Annotated in this window: 15 protein-coding genes and 1 tRNA gene; 7 read left to right on the top strand and 9 right to left on the bottom strand. The window is 56.7% G+C overall.

What is annotated here, in order from left to right:
* Positions 1 to 669: 669 nt before the first annotated feature.
* Positions 670 to 4,197: a pyruvate:ferredoxin (flavodoxin) oxidoreductase gene (nifJ, locus tag ACI2JR_RS01180; protein WP_462477634.1), complete on the bottom strand. Its 3,528-nt coding sequence runs from the start codon at positions 4,195 to 4,197 to the stop codon at positions 670 to 672.
* A 518-nt stretch (positions 4,198 to 4,715) separates the two neighbouring features.
* Here nifJ and ACI2JR_RS01175 point away from each other — a divergent pair.
* The 3 genes from ACI2JR_RS01175 (at position 4,716) to ACI2JR_RS01165 (ending at position 5,835) form a co-directional block, all read left to right on the top strand.
* Positions 4,716 to 4,796, top strand: a tRNA-His gene (locus ACI2JR_RS01175).
* 107 nt (positions 4,797 to 4,903) lie between these two features.
* Complete coding sequence (locus ACI2JR_RS01170) at positions 4,904 to 5,170, top strand: hypothetical protein (RefSeq protein ID WP_132731282.1); 267 nt, start codon at positions 4,904 to 4,906, stop codon at positions 5,168 to 5,170.
* A 398-nt stretch (positions 5,171 to 5,568) separates the two neighbouring features.
* The gene (locus ACI2JR_RS01165; RefSeq protein ID WP_132731283.1) at positions 5,569 to 5,835 is read left to right on the top strand and encodes a putative hemolysin; all 267 of its coding nucleotides are present in this window, start codon (positions 5,569 to 5,571) and stop codon (positions 5,833 to 5,835) included.
* Here the strand turns inward: ACI2JR_RS01165 and hslJ are convergent.
* The 3 genes from hslJ to ACI2JR_RS01150 all read right to left on the bottom strand — a co-directional run bounded on the left by hslJ (position 5,832) and on the right by ACI2JR_RS01150 (position 8,015).
* Positions 5,832 to 6,254: a heat shock protein HslJ gene (gene hslJ, locus ACI2JR_RS01160; RefSeq protein WP_462477633.1), complete on the bottom strand. Its 423-nt coding sequence runs from the start codon at positions 6,252 to 6,254 to the stop codon at positions 5,832 to 5,834. The genes ACI2JR_RS01165 and hslJ overlap by 4 nt on opposite strands.
* A 124-nt stretch (positions 6,255 to 6,378) precedes the next feature.
* Positions 6,379 to 7,368, bottom strand: coding sequence for a 2-hydroxyacid dehydrogenase (locus ACI2JR_RS01155; RefSeq protein ID WP_132731285.1), 990 nt, complete (start codon positions 7,366 to 7,368; stop codon positions 6,379 to 6,381).
* Between the two features lie 146 nt (positions 7,369 to 7,514).
* Positions 7,515 to 8,015, bottom strand: coding sequence for a DedA family protein (locus ACI2JR_RS01150; RefSeq protein WP_462477632.1), 501 nt, complete (start codon positions 8,013 to 8,015; stop codon positions 7,515 to 7,517).
* A gap of 211 nt (positions 8,016 to 8,226) precedes the next feature.
* Here ACI2JR_RS01150 and ACI2JR_RS01145 point away from each other — a divergent pair, with 211 nt between their 5' ends.
* From ACI2JR_RS01145 to ACI2JR_RS01135, 3 genes are read left to right on the top strand one after another with little or no spacing between them, the layout of a single operon-like run.
* Positions 8,227 to 10,866 carry a YdbH family protein gene (locus ACI2JR_RS01145; RefSeq protein ID WP_462477631.1) on the top strand — a complete coding sequence of 880 codons (2,640 nt, stop codon included), beginning with the start codon at positions 8,227 to 8,229 and terminating at the stop codon, positions 10,864 to 10,866.
* The gene (locus ACI2JR_RS01140; RefSeq protein WP_132731288.1) at positions 10,863 to 11,048 is read left to right on the top strand and encodes a YnbE family lipoprotein; all 186 of its coding nucleotides are present in this window, start codon (positions 10,863 to 10,865) and stop codon (positions 11,046 to 11,048) included. The genes ACI2JR_RS01145 and ACI2JR_RS01140 overlap by 4 nt, the downstream gene beginning before the upstream one ends.
* A 7-nt stretch (positions 11,049 to 11,055) precedes the next feature.
* Positions 11,056 to 11,391 carry a YdbL family protein gene (locus ACI2JR_RS01135; protein ID WP_462477630.1) on the top strand — a complete coding sequence of 112 codons (336 nt, stop codon included), beginning with the start codon at positions 11,056 to 11,058 and terminating at the stop codon, positions 11,389 to 11,391.
* Between the two features lie 106 nt (positions 11,392 to 11,497).
* Here ACI2JR_RS01135 and ACI2JR_RS01130 read toward each other — a convergent pair whose 3' ends face one another.
* The 4 genes from ACI2JR_RS01130 to feaR all read right to left on the bottom strand — a co-directional run bounded on the left by ACI2JR_RS01130 (position 11,498) and on the right by feaR (position 16,139).
* Complete coding sequence (locus ACI2JR_RS01130) at positions 11,498 to 11,932, bottom strand: PTS sugar transporter subunit IIA (protein WP_132731290.1); 435 nt, start codon at positions 11,930 to 11,932, stop codon at positions 11,498 to 11,500.
* Positions 11,922 to 13,367: a sugar porter family MFS transporter gene (locus ACI2JR_RS01125; RefSeq protein ID WP_132731291.1), complete on the bottom strand. Its 1,446-nt coding sequence runs from the start codon at positions 13,365 to 13,367 to the stop codon at positions 11,922 to 11,924. The genes ACI2JR_RS01130 and ACI2JR_RS01125 overlap by 11 nt, the downstream gene beginning before the upstream one ends.
* A 222-nt stretch (positions 13,368 to 13,589) precedes the next feature.
* The gene (locus tag ACI2JR_RS01120) at positions 13,590 to 14,711 is read right to left on the bottom strand and encodes a Gfo/Idh/MocA family protein (RefSeq protein ID WP_462477629.1); all 1,122 of its coding nucleotides are present in this window, start codon (positions 14,709 to 14,711) and stop codon (positions 13,590 to 13,592) included.
* 486 nt (positions 14,712 to 15,197) lie between these two features.
* Positions 15,198 to 16,139, bottom strand: a complete 942-nt coding sequence (gene feaR, locus ACI2JR_RS01115; RefSeq protein ID WP_462477628.1) for a transcriptional regulator FeaR — start codon at positions 16,137 to 16,139, stop codon at positions 15,198 to 15,200.
* A gap of 201 nt (positions 16,140 to 16,340) precedes the next feature.
* Here feaR and ACI2JR_RS01110 point away from each other — a divergent pair, with 201 nt between their 5' ends.
* Complete coding sequence (locus ACI2JR_RS01110) at positions 16,341 to 17,840, top strand: aldehyde dehydrogenase family protein (protein ID WP_462477627.1); 1,500 nt, start codon at positions 16,341 to 16,343, stop codon at positions 17,838 to 17,840.
* Positions 17,841 to 18,135: 295 nt separating this feature from the next.
* Here the strand turns inward: ACI2JR_RS01110 and tynA are convergent, their stop codons facing one another.
* Positions 18,136 to 20,403, bottom strand: coding sequence for a primary-amine oxidase (gene tynA / locus ACI2JR_RS01105; protein WP_462477626.1), 2,268 nt, complete (start codon positions 20,401 to 20,403; stop codon positions 18,136 to 18,138).
* Between the last annotated feature and the right edge of the window lie 178 nt (positions 20,404 to 20,581).

The following is a 20,581-nucleotide window of genomic DNA, read 5'->3' as shown; positions in this document are numbered from 1 at the left end:
CCCAGGCGGAGATATTTCACCGGAGGCGACAGGCGGCGCCAGCGCCGATCTGTTTCACCTGCGCTTATTGTTGTGGTGCGGATCGGAACGCGCGTATGCAGGAGTAAACAGGACGGCGATGGCGCCGTGGCGTTAATTTTCTGTTTTTTATGAAAGCCGCCATTTTAATTTTTGCGGCGATCTAGGGGGGGGGGGGAGAATATGTCGTCAGTAGAAATATAGTATTAGCGGCATACTGCCTAATCCGGTTGCGGATGTCGGCTTTAGCGCCGTCGGCCGGGCCCGCCGCCGCGCCATTCGCGCTGGCATGTCCGCGGGGGGACTGACTGCTATTTTTTATTTTGCTCTCCTGGCGGCGCGTAGGCTTATGCTCAAAGCGAAAATTAAGACTGGGTAAATAATCGATGATCCGGTGATGAATTGCGGCAGGGTAAATAACGCTGCGCTGATGGTGATAATTACTGTGAATATATGGTATGAAAATATATATAATAAAAATTATACACAGGTCATGTACGGGCGTATTATCCGCGTGTTATATGCCTTTATTGTCGCCAGAATTTATTATTGCCGCCGCATTGTGCAGCAGGTGTATTTTTAGCGGTAGAAATGACAAGCCCGAATCAGTATTCGGGCTTTTTTTATTGCTGGGGTTCTGTACGCCGCGGCTTAACTTTCGGTCACCGGCTTCTCCGCTTTTCCGGCCATCTGCGCCAGGAAGTCGTAGCGTTTTTGCAAATCCGCTGCCGCATCTTTCCACAGCTGCTCCGCTACCTCCGGCTGCTGCGCATTGAGCCGACGGAAGCGTTGCTCGTTAAGCAGCGTTTCGGCCAGCGCGTCGGACGGCGGGCGAGAATCCAGCGCCAGCGGAAGTTTGCCCTCATCCGCACGGCGCGGGTCGAAGCGATACAGCGGCCAGAAGCCGGTCGCGGTCAGCTGACGCATCTGATCGTGACTCAGCGCGAGATCGTAACCGTGCTCTTCGCAGGGGCTGTAGGCGATAATCAACGACGGGCCGGGGTAGGCTTCCGCCTCCTGAATCGCTTTCACCGTCTGATTCAGCTGTGCGCCCAGCGAGATCTGCGCCACGTAGACATGGCCGTACATCATCATGCTGACGCCGAGATCTTTCCGCGCCTTACGTTTACCGTGTTCGCCAAACTTGGTGACCGCGCCGAGCGGCGTGGCTTTCGATGCCTGGCCGCCGGTATTGGAGTAACACTGGGTATCGAGCACCAGAATGTTGACGTTTTCGCTCAGGCTGAGGACGTGATCCAGCCCGCCAAAGCCAATGTCATAGGCCCAACCATCGCCGCCGATAAGCCAGATAGATTTTTCCACCAGCGCGTCGGCATCGGTGAGCAGCTCCTGCGCGTCGGCGACGCCGGCCAGCGCCTGACGCAACGCCGCCACCTGTTCCCGGCGAACCTCGGGCGTCGCTTCGGCCTGCAGCGCGTCGTTCAGCTCCGCCGGGATCTTATCGGCAAACTGCGCCAGCAGTCGCATTACCCGCTGGCGATGCTGATCGACCGACAGACGGAAGCCGAGGCCGAATTCGGCGTTGTCCTCGAACAACGAGTTCGCCCACGCCGGGCCACGACCGTTGACGTCGGTGGTATACGGCGTTGATGGCAGGTTGCCGCCATAAATGGACGAGCAGCCGGTGGCGTTGGCGATCAGCATCCGGTCGCCGTACAGCTGGGTCAGCAGTTTAATATACGGCGTTTCGCCGCAGCCGGAGCAGGCGCCGGAATATTCAAACAACGGGCTGATCAGCTGCGAGGTACGAATATCGATGCGTTCCAGCTTGCTGCGGTCAATTTCCGGCAGCTTGAGGAAGAAGTCATAATTCACTTTCTCTTCTTCCACATGTTCCAGTCGCGACATCATGTTGATGGCCTTGATTTCCGGGTTCTGGCGATCTTTGGCCGGGCACACCTCCACGCACAGGTTACAGCCGGTGCAATCTTCCGGCGCGACCTGCAGCACATATTTCTGTCCGCGCATGTCGCGGGATTTGACATCCAGGGAGTGCAGGCTGGCCGGGGCCTCTGCCATGTCCTCCGGCGAAACCACCCTGGCGCGAATCGCCGAGTGCGGGCAGGCGGCCACGCAGTGGTTACACTGGGTGCAAAGCTCTTCCTTCCAGATGGGGATCTCTTCGGCGATATTGCGTTTCTCCCAACGGGTGGTGCCCATCGGCCAGGTGCCGTCCGGCGGCAGGGCGGAGACCGGCAGCGCATCGCCAAGCCCGGCCAGCATCGCGGCGGTGACGGTTTTGACAAAGTCCGGCGCGGCGTCGGATACCACCGGCGGGCGATTCGGACTGGCGGCGTCCACCTGCTGTAACGGCACTTCAGCTAACGATTCACGCGCCAGCGCCAGCGCCTGCCAGTTACGCTCAACCAAATCCTGGCCTTTGATGCTGTAGCTTTTGGCAATCGCCCCCTGCAGTTCGGCCAGCGCGCTGTCGCCCGGGAGAATCTGCGTCAAATGGAAAAACGCCATCTGCATGACGGTGTTGATACGGGCGCCAAGGCTGCATTCGCGGGCGATCTTCGCGGCGTTAACAATATAAAAGCGCGCCTTTTTCTGATTCAGGGTGGCCTGGACTTCCTGCGGCAGACGCGACCAGACCTCATCGGCGCTGTACGGCGTATTGAGCAGGAAGATTCCGCCGGGCTTCAACCGTTCAACCATCTGATATTTGTCAATAAACTGTAGCTGGTGGCAGCCAACGAAATCAGCCTGCGAAATTAAATAAGAAGAACGAATCGGTTTTTCACTCACCCGCAAATGCGAAACGGTCAGGCCACCGGCTTTTTTCGAGTCATAGACGAAATAGCCCTGCGAGAACCACGGCGTGGAGTTGCCGATAATTTTGATGTTATTTTTGGTCGCCGAGACGCTACCGTCGCTGCCGAGACCGTAGAACAGGGCCTCCAGCTTGGCCTCCGCCGGCAGAGTATTTTCTCCCAGCGGCAGGGACAGGTTGGTCACATCATCGTAGATCCCGACGGTGAAGCGCGGTTTGGGCCGGGCTTCGCGTAATTCATTGAAGATAGCCAGCACGCACTCCGGGCCGAACTCTTTCGACGACAGGCCGTAGCGCCCGCCGATGGTGCGCGGTAAGGTTTCCCGCTCGCCACGGTTAAAGGCTTCCGCCAGCGCGGTCATGATATCGAGATACAGCGGTTCCGCCTGCGCGCCGGGTTCTTTGGTGCGATCCAGCACGGCAACCGCGCGGGCGCTTTCCGGTAGGACTTCCAGCAGATGGGCGGCGGAGAAGGGGCGATACAGGCGCACTTTCAGGACGCCGACTTTTTCACCGCGGCTGAGCAGTTCGTCCACGACCTCTTCACAAGTGCCGATTGCCGAGCCCATGATCACAATCACGCGTTCCGCCTGCGGGTGGCCGTAGAACTCGAACGGTTTGTACTGGCGTCCGGTGGCGGCGGCGAAGTCGTTCATTGCCGTTTCGACATGGTCGTACACCGCGTCATACCACGGGTTGGTCGCTTCCCGAGACTGGAAATAGGTATCCGGGTTGGCCGAGGTCCCGCGAATGACCGGATGTTCCGGGTTCAGCGCACGCAGACGGTGCGCGTCAATCTCTTCCTGCGGCAGCAGACTACGAATGGTGTCGTCCGCCAGCGGGGCGATTTTATTGATTTCGTGCGAGGTACGGAACCCATCGAAGAAATGAATAAACGGCACCCGGCTTTTAAGGGTGGCGATATGGGAAATCAGCGCAAAGTCCTGGGCTTCCTGTACGCTGCTGGCGCACAGCATCGCGCAGCCGGTCTGACGTACGGCCATGACGTCGGAATGGTCGCCGAAGATGGATAGCGCGTGGGTGGCGACGGTACGCGCGGCGACGTGCAGGACAAACGGCATCAGCTGGCCGGCCAGTTTGTACAGCGTGGGGATCATCAGCAGCAAACCCTGCGATGAGGTGAATGAGGTGGAGAGCGCCCCCGTTTGCAGCGCGCCGTGTACGGCGCCAATGGCCCCGGCCTCCGACTGCATTTCCACCACGCGCGGCACATCGCCCCACACGTTTTTTAGCCCGTTACCGGCCCAGGCATCCGCCTGTTCCGCCATCGTCGAACTGGGCGTAATCGGGTAGATGGCGATAACCTCACTGGTGCGAAACGCGACTGAAGCCGCCGCGCCATTACCGTCGATAGTAATCATAAGAAGACACCCTAACATTGCGCAAAAAGAAGGGACCGCCAGACAGCCGCGGATCCTGTAATTATAGTAGTTAGTATAAGGGCATTCTCTATACCCTTGAAGTTATGAGGCTTTCGAGTGCACAAATTGATCCATGAATTCTCCCTGAAGGGGGAGAAGGGAGCGAAGGAGGAGGACTGATATCTTGCTGATTCTGGTTCAGTTCTCGCGATGTTTCGCCCGCCCCTGGCAACCCGGTCAGCCGCCTGCGCCGCAGCGATTTTTAGCCGTCCCAACCCCCTGCTGTCTGTGCCGATGTTCCATGCTTACATGGGCGTTGCTGACAGCAACGATAGAGCTACAGAGTGGCCACGGGCTGGCAATGCGGGGGCCATGGGGGCGAGCGAAACGCCCCGTGCCGCTCACCCGCAGAGGGTGTGAGAAAGTGCATTATGCAGATGGCAGGGTTTTATCGTGTTAGATGCACAGAATGCATGGTTGAACCCGGGTCCATATGGACGGTATCATCCTGTTCTGTTCCGCCATTAGCTCAACCAGGCAAGAGCATTGCTTTGTGACAGGAAGTAGGGGCCGGGGTTCGAGACCCCGATGGCGGACCACTCTATCTAATCTTCGCCATCTCTTTCTGATAGTCAGAGTACCTGATGATAATCAGACGACCATACTTGCTTCTGGCGATGTACATGGGAAAACCGGTTATTTCATCATGACCGACGTGCAGTTTCCAGCCTCGACCGGCAAGGCTGATTTCAATTGCTGCACATTGCTGTATTATCAGGGTATTACGAAATATTTCCCACGCAAAAGGGAGCTGCTGCGACTCGATGAGCAACGTGTATCGGGCCGAATATCGGCTGAGTTGTTTTCTCAGACTGTACATGGCATCCTCGCCGAAAAAGCCCAGTCACTGGGAAGTTTGTTGGCAGCAAATTATGCAATAACGGGTAAAGGTTGCGGCATGCCTCCCTGTTGATGTTTAAATGATAATCATTATCATCTGAGATGTAAACAACCCTGCGAATGGCAAGGGGTAAGGCATCCGGTCACTCTCCACGAACTTTTCCCGCGCCTTGCCGCCAAAATAGAACCCGGTATTGGGCGGATCACTCTTAACCGCCGGCTGAAAGGTAGAATCATCGCGATACGCTTACCCGCTGGCCCGGCCTGTCAGCCACGGCGCCCGTCGCGGGTAAAGATTGACCACCTGTTCACCCTTCTCTTTTCCTGACAAAATCAACGATCGGCCGGGAAATTTGCTAGAAAATGTTAATGAGGCGCATAAATACGTATTTCGCCTCTCGACGTCCGGCGCTACGCTGCCTATTATTCTTGGGTTTGTTTATTTTAAGATGTTTCTGAGGGGGAGAGACGATGCGAGCTGCGTTTTTAATGGGGTGTGCCGCGTTATTATTGTCGGCCTGTAGTAGCGAACCAGTACAACAGGCAACCGCGGCACACGTGTCGCCGGGCATGCGTGCCGCGATGAGCAGCTCCGGGCAGGCGAATTGCGCGATGGTTGGCGGCTCGCTCTCCGTGGCACGCCAGCTTGATGGGTCAGCGATCGGGATGTGCGCCTTGCCTAACGGTAAGCGCTGCAGCGAGCAAGCCCTGGCGGGCGGTAGCTGCGGAAACTACTAATTCATAAGCTCGGCGAGCTTATAGACCAGCGTCCGGTCGGCGGTGGCCAGCGTCAGCTGACTTTCCGTCAGATCAACCTGTGCGCCATCGCGCAGCATTTTGCTCAGGGTGCTATCCAGCGCATTCAGCCCGGGATCCGCGCACAGCATGCGGGTCATGGCCAGCGTTTTCACCTTCAGCTCGCCGTCGCTGATTTTGCCTTTGCCGCTAAAGCGGTTACACATATTGCCTGAAACATACATATCTTCGCCAAAACTCAGTTCCAGCGGTTTTTCCCCTGGCTTCAGCCCCTGACCGTCAACGCTGGTCAGAACAAAACGATGGTGCTGAAGTTGCTCTGCGCCGGTGGAGACCTTGCTGTTGTAGACGCAGCCAGATAACAGCACTCCTGCCGCCAGCAGTGCAGCATACTTGTTCATTATTCCTCCAGAATAGCGATCGCATTGATAAGTTAAGCAGAGTGTAACTTTACGGCAGGCGATTTCTGTGGGGCTTATCTGAAAGTGCCCCCCGCGGAGGGAGGGCACAAAAGGGCAAGGACGATCAGACCAGCGCGTTCGGGCAGGTTTCGCCGTTATCGACCTGGCGCAGGTTGTCCAGGGTGGTTTGCGAAATACCGATCAGCGCTTCGGCGGTCAGGAAGGCCTGGTGCCCGGTGAACAGCACGTTGTGGCATGCCGAGAGGCGGCGGAAGACGTCGTCCTGAATGACGTCGTTGGACTTATCTTCAAAGAACAGATCGCGTTCGTTCTCATACACGTCCATTCCCAGGGCGCCAATTTTCTGATGTTTCAGGGCATCGATAGCCGCCTGCGAATCAATCAGCGCGCCGCGGCTGGTGTTGATCACCATCACCCCGTCTTTCATCTGGTCAAACGCCGCATGGTTCAGCAGATGGTAGTTGTCTTCGGTCAGCGGGCAGTGCAGCGTGATGACGTCGGATTGCGCGTACAGGGTCGGCAGATCGACATACTCGACGCCGAGATCCAGCGCCGCGGCGCTCGGGTAGGGGTCGAACGCCAGCAGGCGCATACCAAAGCCCTTCAGAATACGCAGCGCGGCAACGCCGATTTTGCCGGTACCGATTACCCCGGCGGTTTTACCGTGCATGGTAAAGCCGGTGAGTCCTTCGAGGGAGAAGTTGGCATCACGGGTACGCTGATAGGCGCGGTGAATACGGCGGTTCAGCGACATCATCATGCCGATGGCATGTTCAGCCACCGCTTCCGGTGAATAGGCCGGGACGCGAACCACCCGCAGGCCCAGCTCTTTCGCCGCATCAAGGTCGACGTTATTAAACCCGGCGCAGCGCAGGGCGATGTACTTCACCCCATACGCTTTCAGCTCTTCCAGAACCGGGCGGCTGCCGTCGTCATTAACGAAAATGCATACCGCTTCGCAGCCGTTGGCCGTTTTCGCCGTTCTTTCGGTCAGCAGAAAGTCGAAAAATTCGAGTTCAAAGCCATATGTATCATTAACATGCTGAAGGTACTTTTTATCGTACTGCTTCGTACTATACACCGCGATTTTCATAAGACTTTTCTCCAGTGATTATACCGCCACGGTAGCATATTTAAAATAATCACACAAATATTAAAAAATAGTTTATCTTGCTGGTTATAATGATAATTCTAGAGCATATCGCTGAGTAGAGGTATCTCTTTAAAACACAATGTGTTTTACCAAAAATTCACGCTGAACGCGCCGGGCGCCAGCAGTATCAGCGGCCAGAGTAAACCCGAGCTGATATTAGCCAGTTGAAAGCGCCAGAATGGCGTGCCGCTGGCGCCGCTTGCCAGGGGAAGGGTAGCGCGAAGCGGGGAAAGAAAGCGGCCGAAAAACACCGCCCATGCGCCGTGACGCCGGAGAAATATCTGGCTGCGCGCCAGCCGTTCATCGCGCAGCCAGCGCAGGCGCAGCAGGCGATGCTGATGGCGGCGTCCCAGCCACCAGGAGAGCCAGAATCCGCCGATTGCCCCAAGACTGGCGCTTAGCCACATTAATAAAAAATGCGTCAGGCTGCTGGCCGCCAGCGGACCGAACAGCAACAGCCCGGATGTGCCCGGCACCAGCAGCGAAATCAGCGCGCAGGATTTGCTGAACGTCAGCAAAAAGACCAGCAGCAAGAGCAATGCATAATAGCGCTGTGCGTATTCAATGAACGAAACAATCAATTCCACGGGATCCGCCGGCTTCTTTAATCGTATACCGCGAGTGTGGCAGCGGGCGGTTAAATGACGGCTAAATAGGTCATGGACAAAATTTCACCGTAGCGATGGCGGCGCAGCAACTATTCTTAGGCTGGATGGAAACTTTAACTCACTGGTCGAACGTGCCACAATAAGCGCTACTTTCGGCTTTTACTTTTGTTGAATCAGGATATTACTGCCCATGAAGGGTAAATATAAAGCCGCCATCGCGCTACTGTTAGCACTTATTCTGCTACCGCTGGCTTTGCTGTCGACGCTAACCCATTGGGTACCCACGCTGGCAGGCATCTGGCTGCCCGCGGGCACCCGTATCGCGTTTACTGACAGCCCGCGCCTGACGCGCTCCGGGTTACGCATTCCCGATCTTCGCTATCTGGTCGGCGATTGCGAGCTGGCGCGCATCACCGACGCTCAGCTTTCGCACCCCAGCCGCTGGCGGCTGCACGTTGACGAACTCGATATCAACAGCGCCTGTCTGAGCAAGCTCCCGGAAAGCGAACCGGCGGCCGGCGCGCCGCGTACCCTGGCGGAATGGCAATCCATGCTGCCCTATAGCTGGCTGACCATTGAAAGCCTGCGCCTCTCGCCGTGGGAAAAGTGGCAGGGGCGGCTGGTGATGTCGTTGACCCCGCAGCAGCAGGATATCGGTTATAGCGGTAAAGAAATCACGTTGCAGGCGCGCCTGCGCGGACAGGCGCTGACGGTCAGCGACTTTTCGGCCCGGCTGGTGGACGGCCAGGCGCCGGTTAAGCTCGCCGGCGAGTTTCATATGCCGCTGGTGCCGGACGGTTTACCGGTTGATGGCCACCTGGTCACCACCTTTGAATTCCCGCAAACGGCAGGGCTGGTAGATGCCGAACTGGAGTGGGAGAAGAACCGCGGACAGCTGGTCGTGACCCCGCGCGGCGAGGTTGAGCCGATGCTCGATTTGCCGTGGGAAATCACCCCGGAGCGCATGACTATCAGCGATGGGCGCTGGCATACCGAATATGCCGGCTATCCGCTGAACGGCCGGGTGGCGCTGTCGGTCGGCAACTGGCAACAGGGTACCGAACAGATGCAGGTCAGCGGCCGTCTGAACGTGCTCACCCAGGGGGACGCCGGTAAAGGGAACGCGGTTCTGACCATCGGTCCCGGTAAACTGAGTATCGACGACAGCGACATGCCGCTGCGCTTGACCGGCGAGGCCAAACTCGGCGACCTGATCGTTTATGCCGCGCTGCCGGCGAATCTGCACGGCCCGCTGGCCGCACCTGAACTGGCGTTCCATCCCGGCGCGCTGCTGCGTTCCCGCGGGCGGGTTATTGATTCATTAAACATTGATGAAATTCGCCTGCCGCTGGCTGGGGTAAAGGTGACCCGGCAGGGCGTGGACGGCCGCCTGCAGGCCATTTTGCGCGCCCACGAGCAGGAAATGGGCGATTTCACGCTGCATCTTGATGGCCAGGCCGATAATTTTATGCCCGATAGCGGGCGCTGGCAGTGGCGCTACTGGGGCGAGGGGCATTTTACGCCGATGCAGGCGCGTTGGGACGTAAAAGGCGCGGGGGCATGGATTGACAGTGCGATTGTACTCAACAGCCTGTCGACCGGCTTCGATAAGCTGCAATACGGCACTATGCTGGTGAGCACGCCGCGCTTGACCCTGGACCAGCCGATCCACTGGCTGCGAAGTGAACAACACCCCAGGCTTAGCGGCGCGCTGTCGCTCGACGCGGGGAAAACCACGTTTAGCAGCGGCAGCGAACTCCCGCCCTCGACGTTAAAATTCAACATCGACGGACGCGATCCGACCTGGTTCCTGTTCAACGGTTCGCTGCACGCCAACAAGATCGGCCCCGTGCGGGTGACCGGGCGCTGGGACGGTGAGCGGCTGCGTGGCCAGGCCTGGTGGCCGAAACAGTCGCTAACGGTTTTTCAACCGCTGGTACCGCCGGACTGGAAAATGAACCTGCGCGCAGGGATGCTGTATGCGCAGGTCGCCTTCTCGGCGGCGGCAGACCAGGGATTTGAAGCCGGCGGGCATGGCGTCTTAAAAGGCGGCAGCGCCTGGATGCCGGATAATCAGATCAATGGCGTCGATTTTGTGCTGCCGTTCCGCTTTAGCCAGGGGGCCTGGCAACTGGGGATCCGGCGGCCGGTGACGTTGCGTATCGGCGAAATTGTCAACCAGGTGACGGCGAGCAATTTGACGGCAGACCTGCAGGGGGCTTATCCGTGGAGTGAAAGCGACCCGCTGCAGCTCAGCAACGTCAGCGTCGATATTCTCGGCGGCAAAGTGACGATGCAGCAGCTGCGGATGCCGCAACACGATCCGGCGCTCCTGCGCCTGCAGAATATCTCCAGCAGCGAGCTGGTGAGCGCGGTAAATATCAAACAGTTCGCCATGTCCGGGGCCTTTAACGGCGCGCTGCCGCTATGGCTGGATAATGACCAGTGGATCGTTAAGGACGGCTGGTTAAATAATCCGGGGCCGATGACGCTGCGTCTTGATAAGGATATGGCGGATGCGCTGGTCAATGACAATGTTTCCGCGGGCGCGGCGATTAACTGGCTGCGCTATATGGAGATCTCCCGCTCGTGGACGAGCATCAATCTCGATAATCTGGGCGTGCTGACGCTGAAGGCGACCATCAGCGGAACCAGTCGCGTCGGGGAGCAGAGTAATACGGTGCATTTAAACTATTCTCATCAGGAGAATATTTTCGACCTGTGGCGCAGTTTACGTTTTGGCGACAATGTGCAGGCATGGTTTGAGCAAAACGCCGTGCTTCCCGTGCAGCGCTGTACGGACGGTAAAAAGTGTAAGGAACAACAATGATGAAATTGCTAACGGCGGTGCTGGTCACGATGCTGCTGGCGGGCTGTACGCCACGGATCGAAATCGCGGCATCGAAGGAGCCGATCACCATCAATATGAATGTCAAAATTGAGCATGAAATTCATATCAAAGTGGATAAGGACGTTGAAGAACTATTGAAGTCGCGCAGCGATCTATTCTGAGGTGGCAATGAGAAAACGACGGTTAATCGTGACCCTGGCGCTCGGTCTCCTCAGTACATCGGCGATGGCGTTGACGCTAAATGAGGCGCGTGAACAGGGGCGGGTAGGTGAAACGCTGAAGGGGTATCTGGCTCCTCTAAGTCAGGACAAGGAGACGCTGGCGCTGGTAAAACAGATCAATACCGCGCGCAGCGAAAGCTACCAGCAGCTGGCGGATGAGAATAATTTGCCGGTGGATGAAGTGGCTAAAATGGCCGGACAGAAGCTGGTGGCCAGGGCGCAGCCGGGGGAATATGTGCAGGGCCTTAACGGCAAATGGCTGCGGAAATCGCTCCCGCAGTGACGCGTCGGCTTGTCGCTGACTGAGCGCCGCCGGCGATGACGATTCTTTCATCGCCGGCGGCGAGGGCCGGCCGGGCTTAAACGTTTTCGACGTTCAAAGACCGTGACTAGCGATGTTGCTGTAAAATTTTCAGGAAGTCCTGCTTGTTTGAGATTAATGACAGCGCGTTGGCAATGATCTCATCGCTAAAAATAGAGGCGATCTCCTTCAGCACATCGATGTGCTCCTTTTCTTTGGCAATCACTCCGATAGCAATGAACATGACGTTGCTTCTGTCCCAGATGACGCCATCAGGAAACTGAAAAATTTCCACCCCGCTCCTGATAATGATCTGGCCTGCAGATTTCGGCAGGTGCGGGAGCGTAATCCCGTTACCTAAGAAAGTGGAGACCTGGCGCTCTCTTTCCTCAAGAAAAACGATGCAGTCTTCGCTGACATAACCTTTTTTCCTGAATTCATCACCGAGTAGTGACAGGACTTCGGTCTTATTTTTAGCCTTGTAGCCAAGGTGCAGATTATCTGCCGTAATGTTATCGATCATAGTGGGCCGCCTCTGCGCCATGATTAATCAGCACATCGTTGTTATTAGAGGATAACTCTTCTTCCAGTTGTTCCAGGGATTTGTTGGCCGTTTCCGGCAGTGCGGTAACCACAAAGAGAATGGCCAGATAGTTAATCGCGGCAAAAATCAGGAATACCGGGCCTAAACCGAGTTTGGCCTGCAGGAGAGGAAACAGATAGCTGACAATCGCATTCATGATCCACATGAAAAACACCGAAATGCCCATCGATAGTCCGCGATATTTCAACGGGAAGAGTTCGGCTAATACCACCCAGGTAATAAACCCCATGGTTCCTTGCATCACCCCGACAAACAGCGCGCCGAGCAGCCAGATCGCCGTTGCTTTGAGATCGCCGACCAGAGTGTAATCGACGCCGGCAATAATCAGGTGCAGCGTCGCCATAATAGCAAAACCATAAATAATAATGGTCTTGCGTTTAAAACGGTCAACGAGGAACATGACCCCAATCAGCATGCCACCCACCGAGAACACGCCGTTAAGTACGTTGCATATTAATGAAGTTCTTTCGGAGAATCCGGCGGTGCTGAGAATTTCCGTACCATAGTACATAATGACGTTAACCCCGGTGGTTTGCTGCAACGCCGCCCAGATGATACCCACCAGCAGTAATTTAAAAATCCATGGCGTATTGATGATGGTGATAAAGGCGTTTTGGTTACTCGATTTTCTCGCCTCTTCGATGTTGATTAAGGTCGTAATATCTTCATATTCCTGGATGGCCCGTTCCGGAGAGCGAATTTGCTTTAAGACTTCCAGCGCTTCTTCATTGCGGTTCTTGCTGACCAGCCAGCGCGGACTTTCCGGCGAACGCAGCATCCCGACAAATAAACAAATGGCGGGAATGGTCTGGACCATTAACATATATCTCCAGACTTCAGGGAGGTGTCCCCAGACGATGCCAATTACGGCGTTGATAGCGAATGCGGCCAGCTGTCCGATAACGATCGCCACTTCATTGAGGCCGGTGAGCCTACCGCGCATTTCGGTTGGCGCGACTTCGGAGATAAATGTAGGCGCGGTCACTGAAGCGCCGCCCACGGCATAGCCTAACAAGAATCGGGAAATCAGCAGAACGGTGATATCCGGGGCCAGAGCAGACATTAATGCGCCGATGAAGAAAATAAATGACAAGCACAGCAGGTACTTTCTGCGGCCGAAGAAATCGGCAAGCGTGCCGCCGAATACGCTGCCAATGGCGGCGCCAACCAGCAATACGCTCATGACCAGACCTTCCGTTGTCGGAGTCAGGGCCATATATTGTTTTAGTGAAGAAAATGCACCATTAATAACCCCGGTGTCATAACCAAATAGCAGGCCACCGAATGTCGCCACTAAGGTTATTTGGTGCAGGCGTTTTCTTTGCTGTAGGTTCAGATTCATGATAGCTGACATTTTCATACCTTTTATTTTAATTAACGGCACGGAAAAAGTTTCGCTTCAGGTTCGCGCGATAGCGTATGGTCTACCGCCGCGGCACGGCGGCGAATTATTTTTTTCGGTGCAATTATTCGCGCTCACCATCATGCGTTTAATCAACATGGGCGCTGAGGCTTATTTTTGAATAACGGTGTGTTATCAGTATATCTGGCATATTTATTCCTCCGCGGTGGCTATTTAAACGCTAACCCAACAACGTTTTTGCGCGGAACTGGCGATGGCTTCCAGAACCTGAGAAACACGCAGGCCTTCCTGGAAATCGGGCCATAGCGGTTCATCTGCCGCGATGCCGTTTATCAACTCGCCGATTTCAACCGTTTTCTGATCGTTGAAGCCGAAACCGTGCCCGGCGGAGACGCAGAAAGCAGAATAGTTGGGGTGCTCAGGACCAATGAGGATCGTTTTAAAGCCCTGGCGGGATCGGTCATCGTCATGGCGATAGACGTTGAGTTCCGCCATCCGTTCCTGGGTGTAGCTAATCGTCCCCCTGGTGCCGGTCACAACGAACGTCAAACCCATTTTACGCCCGCAGGCAATACGCGATGTTTCAATGACGCCCATCGCGCCGGACTCGAAGCGCACCAGGGCGCTGGCCTGATCTTCATTCTCTACGCTGCGCATTGTTTGCGGATCCCGCGGATCCGGGCGTACCGGGATGACCGTCGCCATATCACCGGAAACTTCTTTTATGCCGCCGACTAAATAATGGGCCATATTGACGATATGGGCCGCCAAATCGCCCAGCGCGCCTAAACCGGCCAACTCTTTTACACAGTGCCAGTCGATAGGGGTGTGTGGGTTAGCCAGATAATCTTCATTATGCGTACCGTAGAAATGGACGATATCTCCGATTTCGCCGCGATCGATAATCTGCTTAGCCAGCTGCGCCGCGGGATTTTTCATGTAGTTAAATCCTACCAGCGTTTTGACTCCCGCCTGCTCAGCTGCGGCGACCATCTCCCGGGCGTCGCTGGCGGTTAAGGCTAACGGTTTTTCGCTATAGACGTGTTTGCCGTGTTTAATCGCTTCCAGAGCAATAGTTTTATGCAAATAGTTCGGCGCACAGATATCCACGACATCAATGTTGGGGTCCTGGCACAGCGTTTGCCAGTCGCCGGTGTAGCGATTGAAGCCAAAATCCTGCGCTTTTTGTCTGGCTAAATCTTCGTTGATCTCTGCCACCATCTCCTTGACCAGCTTGCCTTTCAGTTGAAATACCGTCGGGGCCTGAGCGTAGGCAATGGCATGACAACGGCCAATATAGCCGGTACCGATCAGTCCTATTCTTACTTCCTTCATCTCTCCTCCTTGTTAGCGGGTTCAGGTACCGCTAAGGGTCGTCAGGTTTTGTTTTATAAAGAGTAATATGACGTTTTATTATGAAATAAAATCACAAACATATCTCAATTTGGAAATTTTATTTCATTTCATTTTGTTCAGGAGAGGCTGAATTTTCATGATGGATAAAAAAGACATGGTGTAATGTGTTGATTTTTAATGCTATTTATTTTGGCGCTTTATGAGTTCAGGAAATTCAACATATTGAATTAAAAGTTAAAATTTTGATGGGAATCACACTTCTAAATCCGCATGATTAATATTGAAATTTAAATTCCATTTTATCGGTTGTTGGCGAGTTCATGTCTTTAGCGGCAGGAAGGGAAATCGCCTGCGCGCTACGCTGCATGCGCCTCGCACGCCCGGGCCGGGACTCGCGGGAGGGGGTCAGACGTTCAATAGCGCGTGCAGGGGGCCGGGGTAAAGAGGCGCGGGCTGCGTCAATCCTCAACGGCAGCGCTTGCGGTATTCTCCAGGCGAAACGCCAAAGCGCTGCTTGAAGGCGGTGGAGAAGTGGCTGTGGTCGCTGAAGCCCCAGCGATAGCCAATCCCCGCCAGTTTTTCATCATCGTGGGCATTGCGCAGCGCCCGGGCGCAGAGGTCGAGACGGCGGTTCTTAATATACTGCGCGACCACCAGCCCCTTATCGGCAAACAGCCGGTACAGGCTGCGTACCGACATGCCGGTTTCGCTGGCCAGCCATTCCGGGCGCAGGTGCTCCGCCTGAATGGAATCATCGATTAAATCCATAATTTTCTGAAACTGCTTCTCCCGACGCGAGGGCTGGGCATCGTGATGATGCAGCATCGGCCGTAGCAAACAGACGATAGCCTCCAGCGCCGCTTCACTCTCGCTTGCGGAAAGTCCGGGGCTGCTCATGCTCTCCTGCAACAGCCGCTGGCTGAGCTGCACCATCGGCAGGGATTTTTCCAGCCGCGTGGCGATGCTGATTTCGCTGCCGCGCAGCTGCTGTTCGAGCAATGGTCGGGGCAGCAGCAAAGATGCCTGGCGTGAGGTTTGCTGCCAGAAGATTGAACATGGGCGGGAGGCGTCAATCAGGGCGATATCACCCGCTTCCAGCACCGCCTGACGATCGTCCTGTTCGATGGCCGCCTGGCCGGAGAGCTGGAACACGGTATAAAACCAGTCATCGTTATCGCGCTTAATTTCATCGCGGGTGCGGAAGAGATTAACGCCACAGGCGGTGACGGTGCTGACCTTCAGGTTACCGGCGTAGCTGGCATCGATCTCCCCGTGAAAGCGGCCTTCCAGCGGACGGGCGGCAAAATGGCCGCAGACCTGATTGATTTTCGCCAACCAGCGCTGGAAGTCCTGTCCGTTCTCCACCGTCGTCATAACCCGTCTCTTGTAAAAATAATGTTTTGGCATTGTTGCATTTACGCTGCCGCATTCAAGAGCGCGGGGCGGAGTATATGAAAGAACTATTACCTGAGGCACATTTCTGGGCGCGCAATCTGCTTAATTGCGGCGCTTGTCACAGCAGCAACAACGAATGTCACAGAGAAAAAAGCGGGCGCGCCGGCCTCGTCGTAGACTGAACTCACGATCCGTCAGGAATAAGGAAGCGATATGTCCACAGCACAGGTAGCGCTGCTTGCCAGCGTACAGCAGTTTTTAGACCGGCAGCATGGCTTATACATCGACGGCACCCAGCAGGCGTCGTTCGACGAACGCCGGCTCACCGTCTGGAACCCGGCGACCGGGCAGGCCATCGCCAGTACAGCGGACGCCAGCGCCGCCGATGTCGATCGCGCCGTGATGTCGGCCTGGCGGGCCTTTGTTGCCCGTAGCTGGGCAGGACGCCCGCCCGCCGATCGTGAGCGGATCCTGCTGCGTTTTGCCGACCTGGTCGAGCGGCATGGCGAAGAGCTGGCGCAGCTGGAAACCCTCGAACAGGGGAAATCGATCGCTATCTCCCGGGCGTTTGAAGTGGGCTGCACCCTGAACTGGATGCGCTACACCGCCGGACTGACTACCAAAATCAGCGGGCGTACGCTCGACGTCTCGATTCCGTTCCCGCAGGGGGCGCGTTACCAGGCGTGGACCCGCAAAGAGCCGGTGGGGGTTGTCGCCGGGATCGTGCCGTGGAACTTCCCGCTGATGATCGGCATGTGGAAAGTGATGCCGGCGCTGGCGGCAGGGTGCTCTATCGTTATCAAGCCGTCGGAGACCACGCCGCTGACCCTGCTGCGGGTTGCCGAGCTGGCAACCGAAGCCGGGATCCCGGACGGGGTGTTTAACGTCGTGACCGGTAGCGGCGCCGGCTGCGGCGCGGCGTTAACCTCCCATCCGCAGGTGGCGAAGGTCAGCTTTACCGGCTCCACCGCCACCGGCAAGCAGATTGCCCGCGTTGCCGCCGACCGTCTGACCCGCGTGACCCTTGAGCTGGGGGGCAAAAACCCGGCGATTGTGCTGAAAGATGCCAACCCGGAGTGGGTCATTGAAGGGTTAATGACCGGCAGTTTCCTCAACCAGGGTCAGGTGTGTGCCGCCAGCTCGCGTATCTATATTGAAGCCCCGCTGTTCGATAGCCTGGTGAGCGGTTTTGAGCAGGCGGTGAAGTCGTTGCAGGTCGGACCCGGTATGCAGGAAACCAGCCAGATTAACCCGGTGGTGTCGCGGGCGCACTGTGAGAAAGTGGCGGCTTATCTGGATGACGCGCGCAAGCAGCATGCGGAACTGATTAGCGGACAGGCCGGGCCGGATACGCAGGGCTATTATATCGCGCCGACGCTGGTGATTAACCCGGACGCCGGGCTGCGTCTCAGCCGGGAAGAGGTCTTTGGTCCGGTGGTCAACCTGGTGCGCGTCGCCGATGGCGAAGAAGCGCTGCGCCTGGCTAACGACAGTGATTTTGGTCTGACCGCCAGCGTCTGGACCGGCGATTTGACACAGGCCCTGAGCTATACCGAGCGCCTGCAGGCCGGGACGGTGTGGGTCAACAGCCATACGCTCATCGACGCCAACCTGCCGTTTGGTGGCATGAAGCAGTCCGGAACCGGACGCGACTTCGGTCCGGACTGGCTGGACGACTGGTGTGAAACGAAATCGGTTTGCGTGCGTTATTAATCTCTGACCCCAGCGCCTGACGCCCGGCATCCCGCCGTGGCGTCAGGCGCTGAAATATCCCCGCGTGTTCGCTGACTTATCGCTGCGCCGCCATTCTTCTTTCTTCCCCTCCGGCGATTAAACTCTGCTCTCCCGCTGTATTGTCCCGAGCGCTGGCGGGAGGCGCTAAGCGCCAGTCGGGGAGTGACGTCTGAATCTGGCTGGATTTCACCGCAGATGCGCAAACGTGCCCGGGGAGGGCACGTTTAACGCTGTGCAGAATTCCCCGGCCGCATGTCGCGGACCGGGGCCAGGGCTACTTTTTCTTGTCGCCCAGGGTCGGGGTTTCGTCAAAGAAGTTCCACGGCTTCAGCAGCGCATGCGCCCATTCGGTAGGCATAATCGGCCACTCTTCGGCCCGCGCTACGTGGGTGGTGCCGGTGGTGATCCAGACTACGTCGTCGTGGTTATTCAGCGACTCGTTATCGCTGGCATACGCGCCAAGACCGGTATCGTGCACCGAACGGTTGGGGTATTTCCCTTCCGGGTAGCGCTCTGCCTGATGGTAACGGGTCACCCACAGCTGCTTATCCATAAAGCTCAGACGGTGATAAATCCACTCGTCCGGGGCGAATTTGGCGCCGGTTGCCGCCGGGTGGGTACCGCCCGCGTACGGGATAATTTGATACGATACCGGGTTGCCCATCCGGTTCTCTTTGGTGGTGCTGCTCAGCAGACGGATGGTGCCGGGGTCGAACTTCTGCGCCGCCTGCTGCTCGCTGTCGATGCTGTACTGGTTCACCTGCATGGTGCTGGTGCGCGGGCCGCCGGCGGTATTGGGCTTCACTTCCGGGTCCATCGCCACCAGCGTGTTGTTCTCGCCGTCGACGTCGAGATCAAGGCGGAAGTTGTAGATATGCTGGTGGGTGGTGCCGACGATGTTATGGTCGATCAGCGTCCCGTAGCGGGTATCTTCTTTTGCGCTCGGGTCGTGCATGGTCTTCGCCATCACCCCTTTGACCGCTTCAATCCCGGTGGCCCCGGCGTCGATGCCGATGGTGCCGTTCTCGTGGAACACCCAGTCGAAGATATAGTCATAGTTGCCGACGGTGCTGATCCAGCGTACCACCAGTTCGCGACGCTCGGTGCTGACGTTCGGCTGCCCCATCTCCTGGTGCTTATATTCCGGTCCGGCGTAGCGTTCAAAGATGGCGATGGCGCGCGGGATGGTGGTTGGCGCGCCGGTATAATCGGCGATGGTTTCATCCAGCAGCACCGAGTTGGCCGGCGCATCTTTGCCGCGCGCGATTGGCGAGGTCAGGGTACCCATGCCGTAGTCGCCGGAGTCGAGGTAGGCTTTGAAGTACCAGCCGACATCCGGATCGCCGTAAGGCACGATCATCCCGCCCAGCGAACCTTCATACATCACCTGGCGTTTCTTGCCATGGTCGTTGTAAGTCACGGTGGACAAAATGGGCCCCACGCGCGAATTCAGCCGCAGATGGAAATCCCAGTTCTGCCAGTGAATGGTGTCGCCGGTAATGGTGTAGTTTTTCCCTTCCGGCTCGCTGATATCCAGCGGTTTGACGGAGGGCGCTACGCGGTCGCGGCCATCATAAGGGCGCGGCGCCATCGGCACCGGGATCACCGGACCTTCTTCAATCTTAACGATCTTTTTCTGTTCGAGATCCACCACGGCGACCAGGTTTTCGATAGGGTGCGCCCAGTAGTTGCCGTCGCCGGTATCAAGATAGCTCACCACTTTCAGCAGCCGCGCGTCCTGTCGGAGGCCATCTTTGCCGTCAAAGTAGCCGACGGTCAGCGGGGTGGTAATCACTTTTTTGCTATCGGCGATCCCGTGCTTTTTCAGCACCGCGGCAAATTCGTCGCTGGCGTTAATGATATTTTGCACGCTGGCGAAATCATCCAGCAGCACCATGCCGTGCGCATCTTTAATCGGTTTCCAGGAGAGAATTTTTTTGTTCTGTAGATCGACCACGCTTTCAATCACGTGTTTGCCATCGAGCATGATCACGTCGGCGGTTCGCGGGGCATCGACGGCGGTGCCGTTTAAGGCAAAGGCCCATACTGCCGCCTTATCCGGCTCGTGCAGGGAGATTTCGCTGAAACGGGTGTTGGGGCGGAATTGCGGCGCGGCCTTCACGATGGTGACCGCTTCGCTGATTTCGGCGGCGGATAACGAGTTGAGCGGATGCGGACGCTTCTCCACCTGGAAAGTCTGGTCAAGTCCGGACTGGAAGACATCATTGATAAAGGTCTCGGAGACCCACGCTTTGCCGTCTTTCATTACCACCGGAACCTGCAAATTCAGCGGCTTACCGTTGACGATGGCCGTTTTAGCGCCGGGTTTCACTTTGACAAACGCGCCATCCTTAATCAGGGTGAACATCCGGGCATAATCATCCCACTGCACGTCGGCGCCGAACGCCTGCAGAGTCTTATCCATCGGGACCATATGGGCTTCGCCGCCGTGCGCGAACGCCGGAGACTGCCAGGCGCAAAACAGGGCAACGGCCAGGGCTAACGCCGTTTTGCGCGGGGAACGAATTGAGCTATTTGCCATTGTGACCTCATCTTATATTTATATTCCCGTCATGCTGCAGATTGCGTGTTCATCGGCTGCGGGTCCGTGCGGCCCATCCTGCAATCCCAATGATTCAGGGCGAGTGGTGGTATTGCTTGCCGCGGCGAAAAGGCGGCTTCACACGCTTTAACCTACCAGCGGTGAGTGGCAAGACGTT

Origin of the sequence: Klebsiella sp. NPDC088457, from assembly GCF_044900465.1 — a bacterium.
GTDB lineage: Bacteria > Pseudomonadota > Gammaproteobacteria > Enterobacterales > Enterobacteriaceae > Klebsiella.
The sequence above is the reverse complement of the archived record's forward strand: the minus strand, read 5'-3'. Positions and strand labels throughout refer to the sequence as shown.

What these genes read in the sequence shown, in the direction of transcription:
- tynA (WP_462477626.1), bottom strand. Translation starts at nt 20,403, where the DNA reads ATGGCAAATAGCTCAATTCGTTCCCCGCGCAAAACGGCGTTAGCCCTG.
- ACI2JR_RS01170 (WP_132731282.1), top strand. Translation starts at nt 4,904, where the DNA reads ATGACCGACGTGCAGTTTCCAGCCTCGACCGGCAAGGCTGATTTCAAT.
- ACI2JR_RS01155 (WP_132731285.1), bottom strand. Translation starts at nt 7,368, where the DNA reads ATGAAAATCGCGGTGTATAGTACGAAGCAGTACGATAAAAAGTACCTT.
- hslJ (WP_462477633.1), bottom strand. Translation starts at nt 6,254, where the DNA reads ATGAACAAGTATGCTGCACTGCTGGCGGCAGGAGTGCTGTTATCTGGC.
- ACI2JR_RS01165 (WP_132731283.1), top strand. Translation starts at nt 5,569, where the DNA reads ATGCGAGCTGCGTTTTTAATGGGGTGTGCCGCGTTATTATTGTCGGCC.
- ACI2JR_RS01120 (WP_462477629.1), bottom strand. Translation starts at nt 14,711, where the DNA reads ATGAAGGAAGTAAGAATAGGACTGATCGGTACCGGCTATATTGGCCGT.
- nifJ (WP_462477634.1), bottom strand. Translation starts at nt 4,197, where the DNA reads ATGATTACTATCGACGGTAATGGCGCGGCGGCTTCAGTCGCGTTTCGC.
- ACI2JR_RS01130 (WP_132731290.1), bottom strand. Translation starts at nt 11,932, where the DNA reads ATGATCGATAACATTACGGCAGATAATCTGCACCTTGGCTACAAGGCT.
- ACI2JR_RS01110 (WP_462477627.1), top strand. Translation starts at nt 16,341, where the DNA reads ATGTCCACAGCACAGGTAGCGCTGCTTGCCAGCGTACAGCAGTTTTTA.
- ACI2JR_RS01125 (WP_132731291.1), bottom strand. Translation starts at nt 13,367, where the DNA reads ATGTCAGCTATCATGAATCTGAACCTACAGCAAAGAAAACGCCTGCAC.
- ACI2JR_RS01145 (WP_462477631.1), top strand. Translation starts at nt 8,227, where the DNA reads ATGAAGGGTAAATATAAAGCCGCCATCGCGCTACTGTTAGCACTTATT.
- feaR (WP_462477628.1), bottom strand. Translation starts at nt 16,139, where the DNA reads ATGCCAAAACATTATTTTTACAAGAGACGGGTTATGACGACGGTGGAG.
- ACI2JR_RS01135 (WP_462477630.1), top strand. Translation starts at nt 11,056, where the DNA reads ATGAGAAAACGACGGTTAATCGTGACCCTGGCGCTCGGTCTCCTCAGT.
- ACI2JR_RS01140 (WP_132731288.1), top strand. Translation starts at nt 10,863, where the DNA reads ATGATGAAATTGCTAACGGCGGTGCTGGTCACGATGCTGCTGGCGGGC.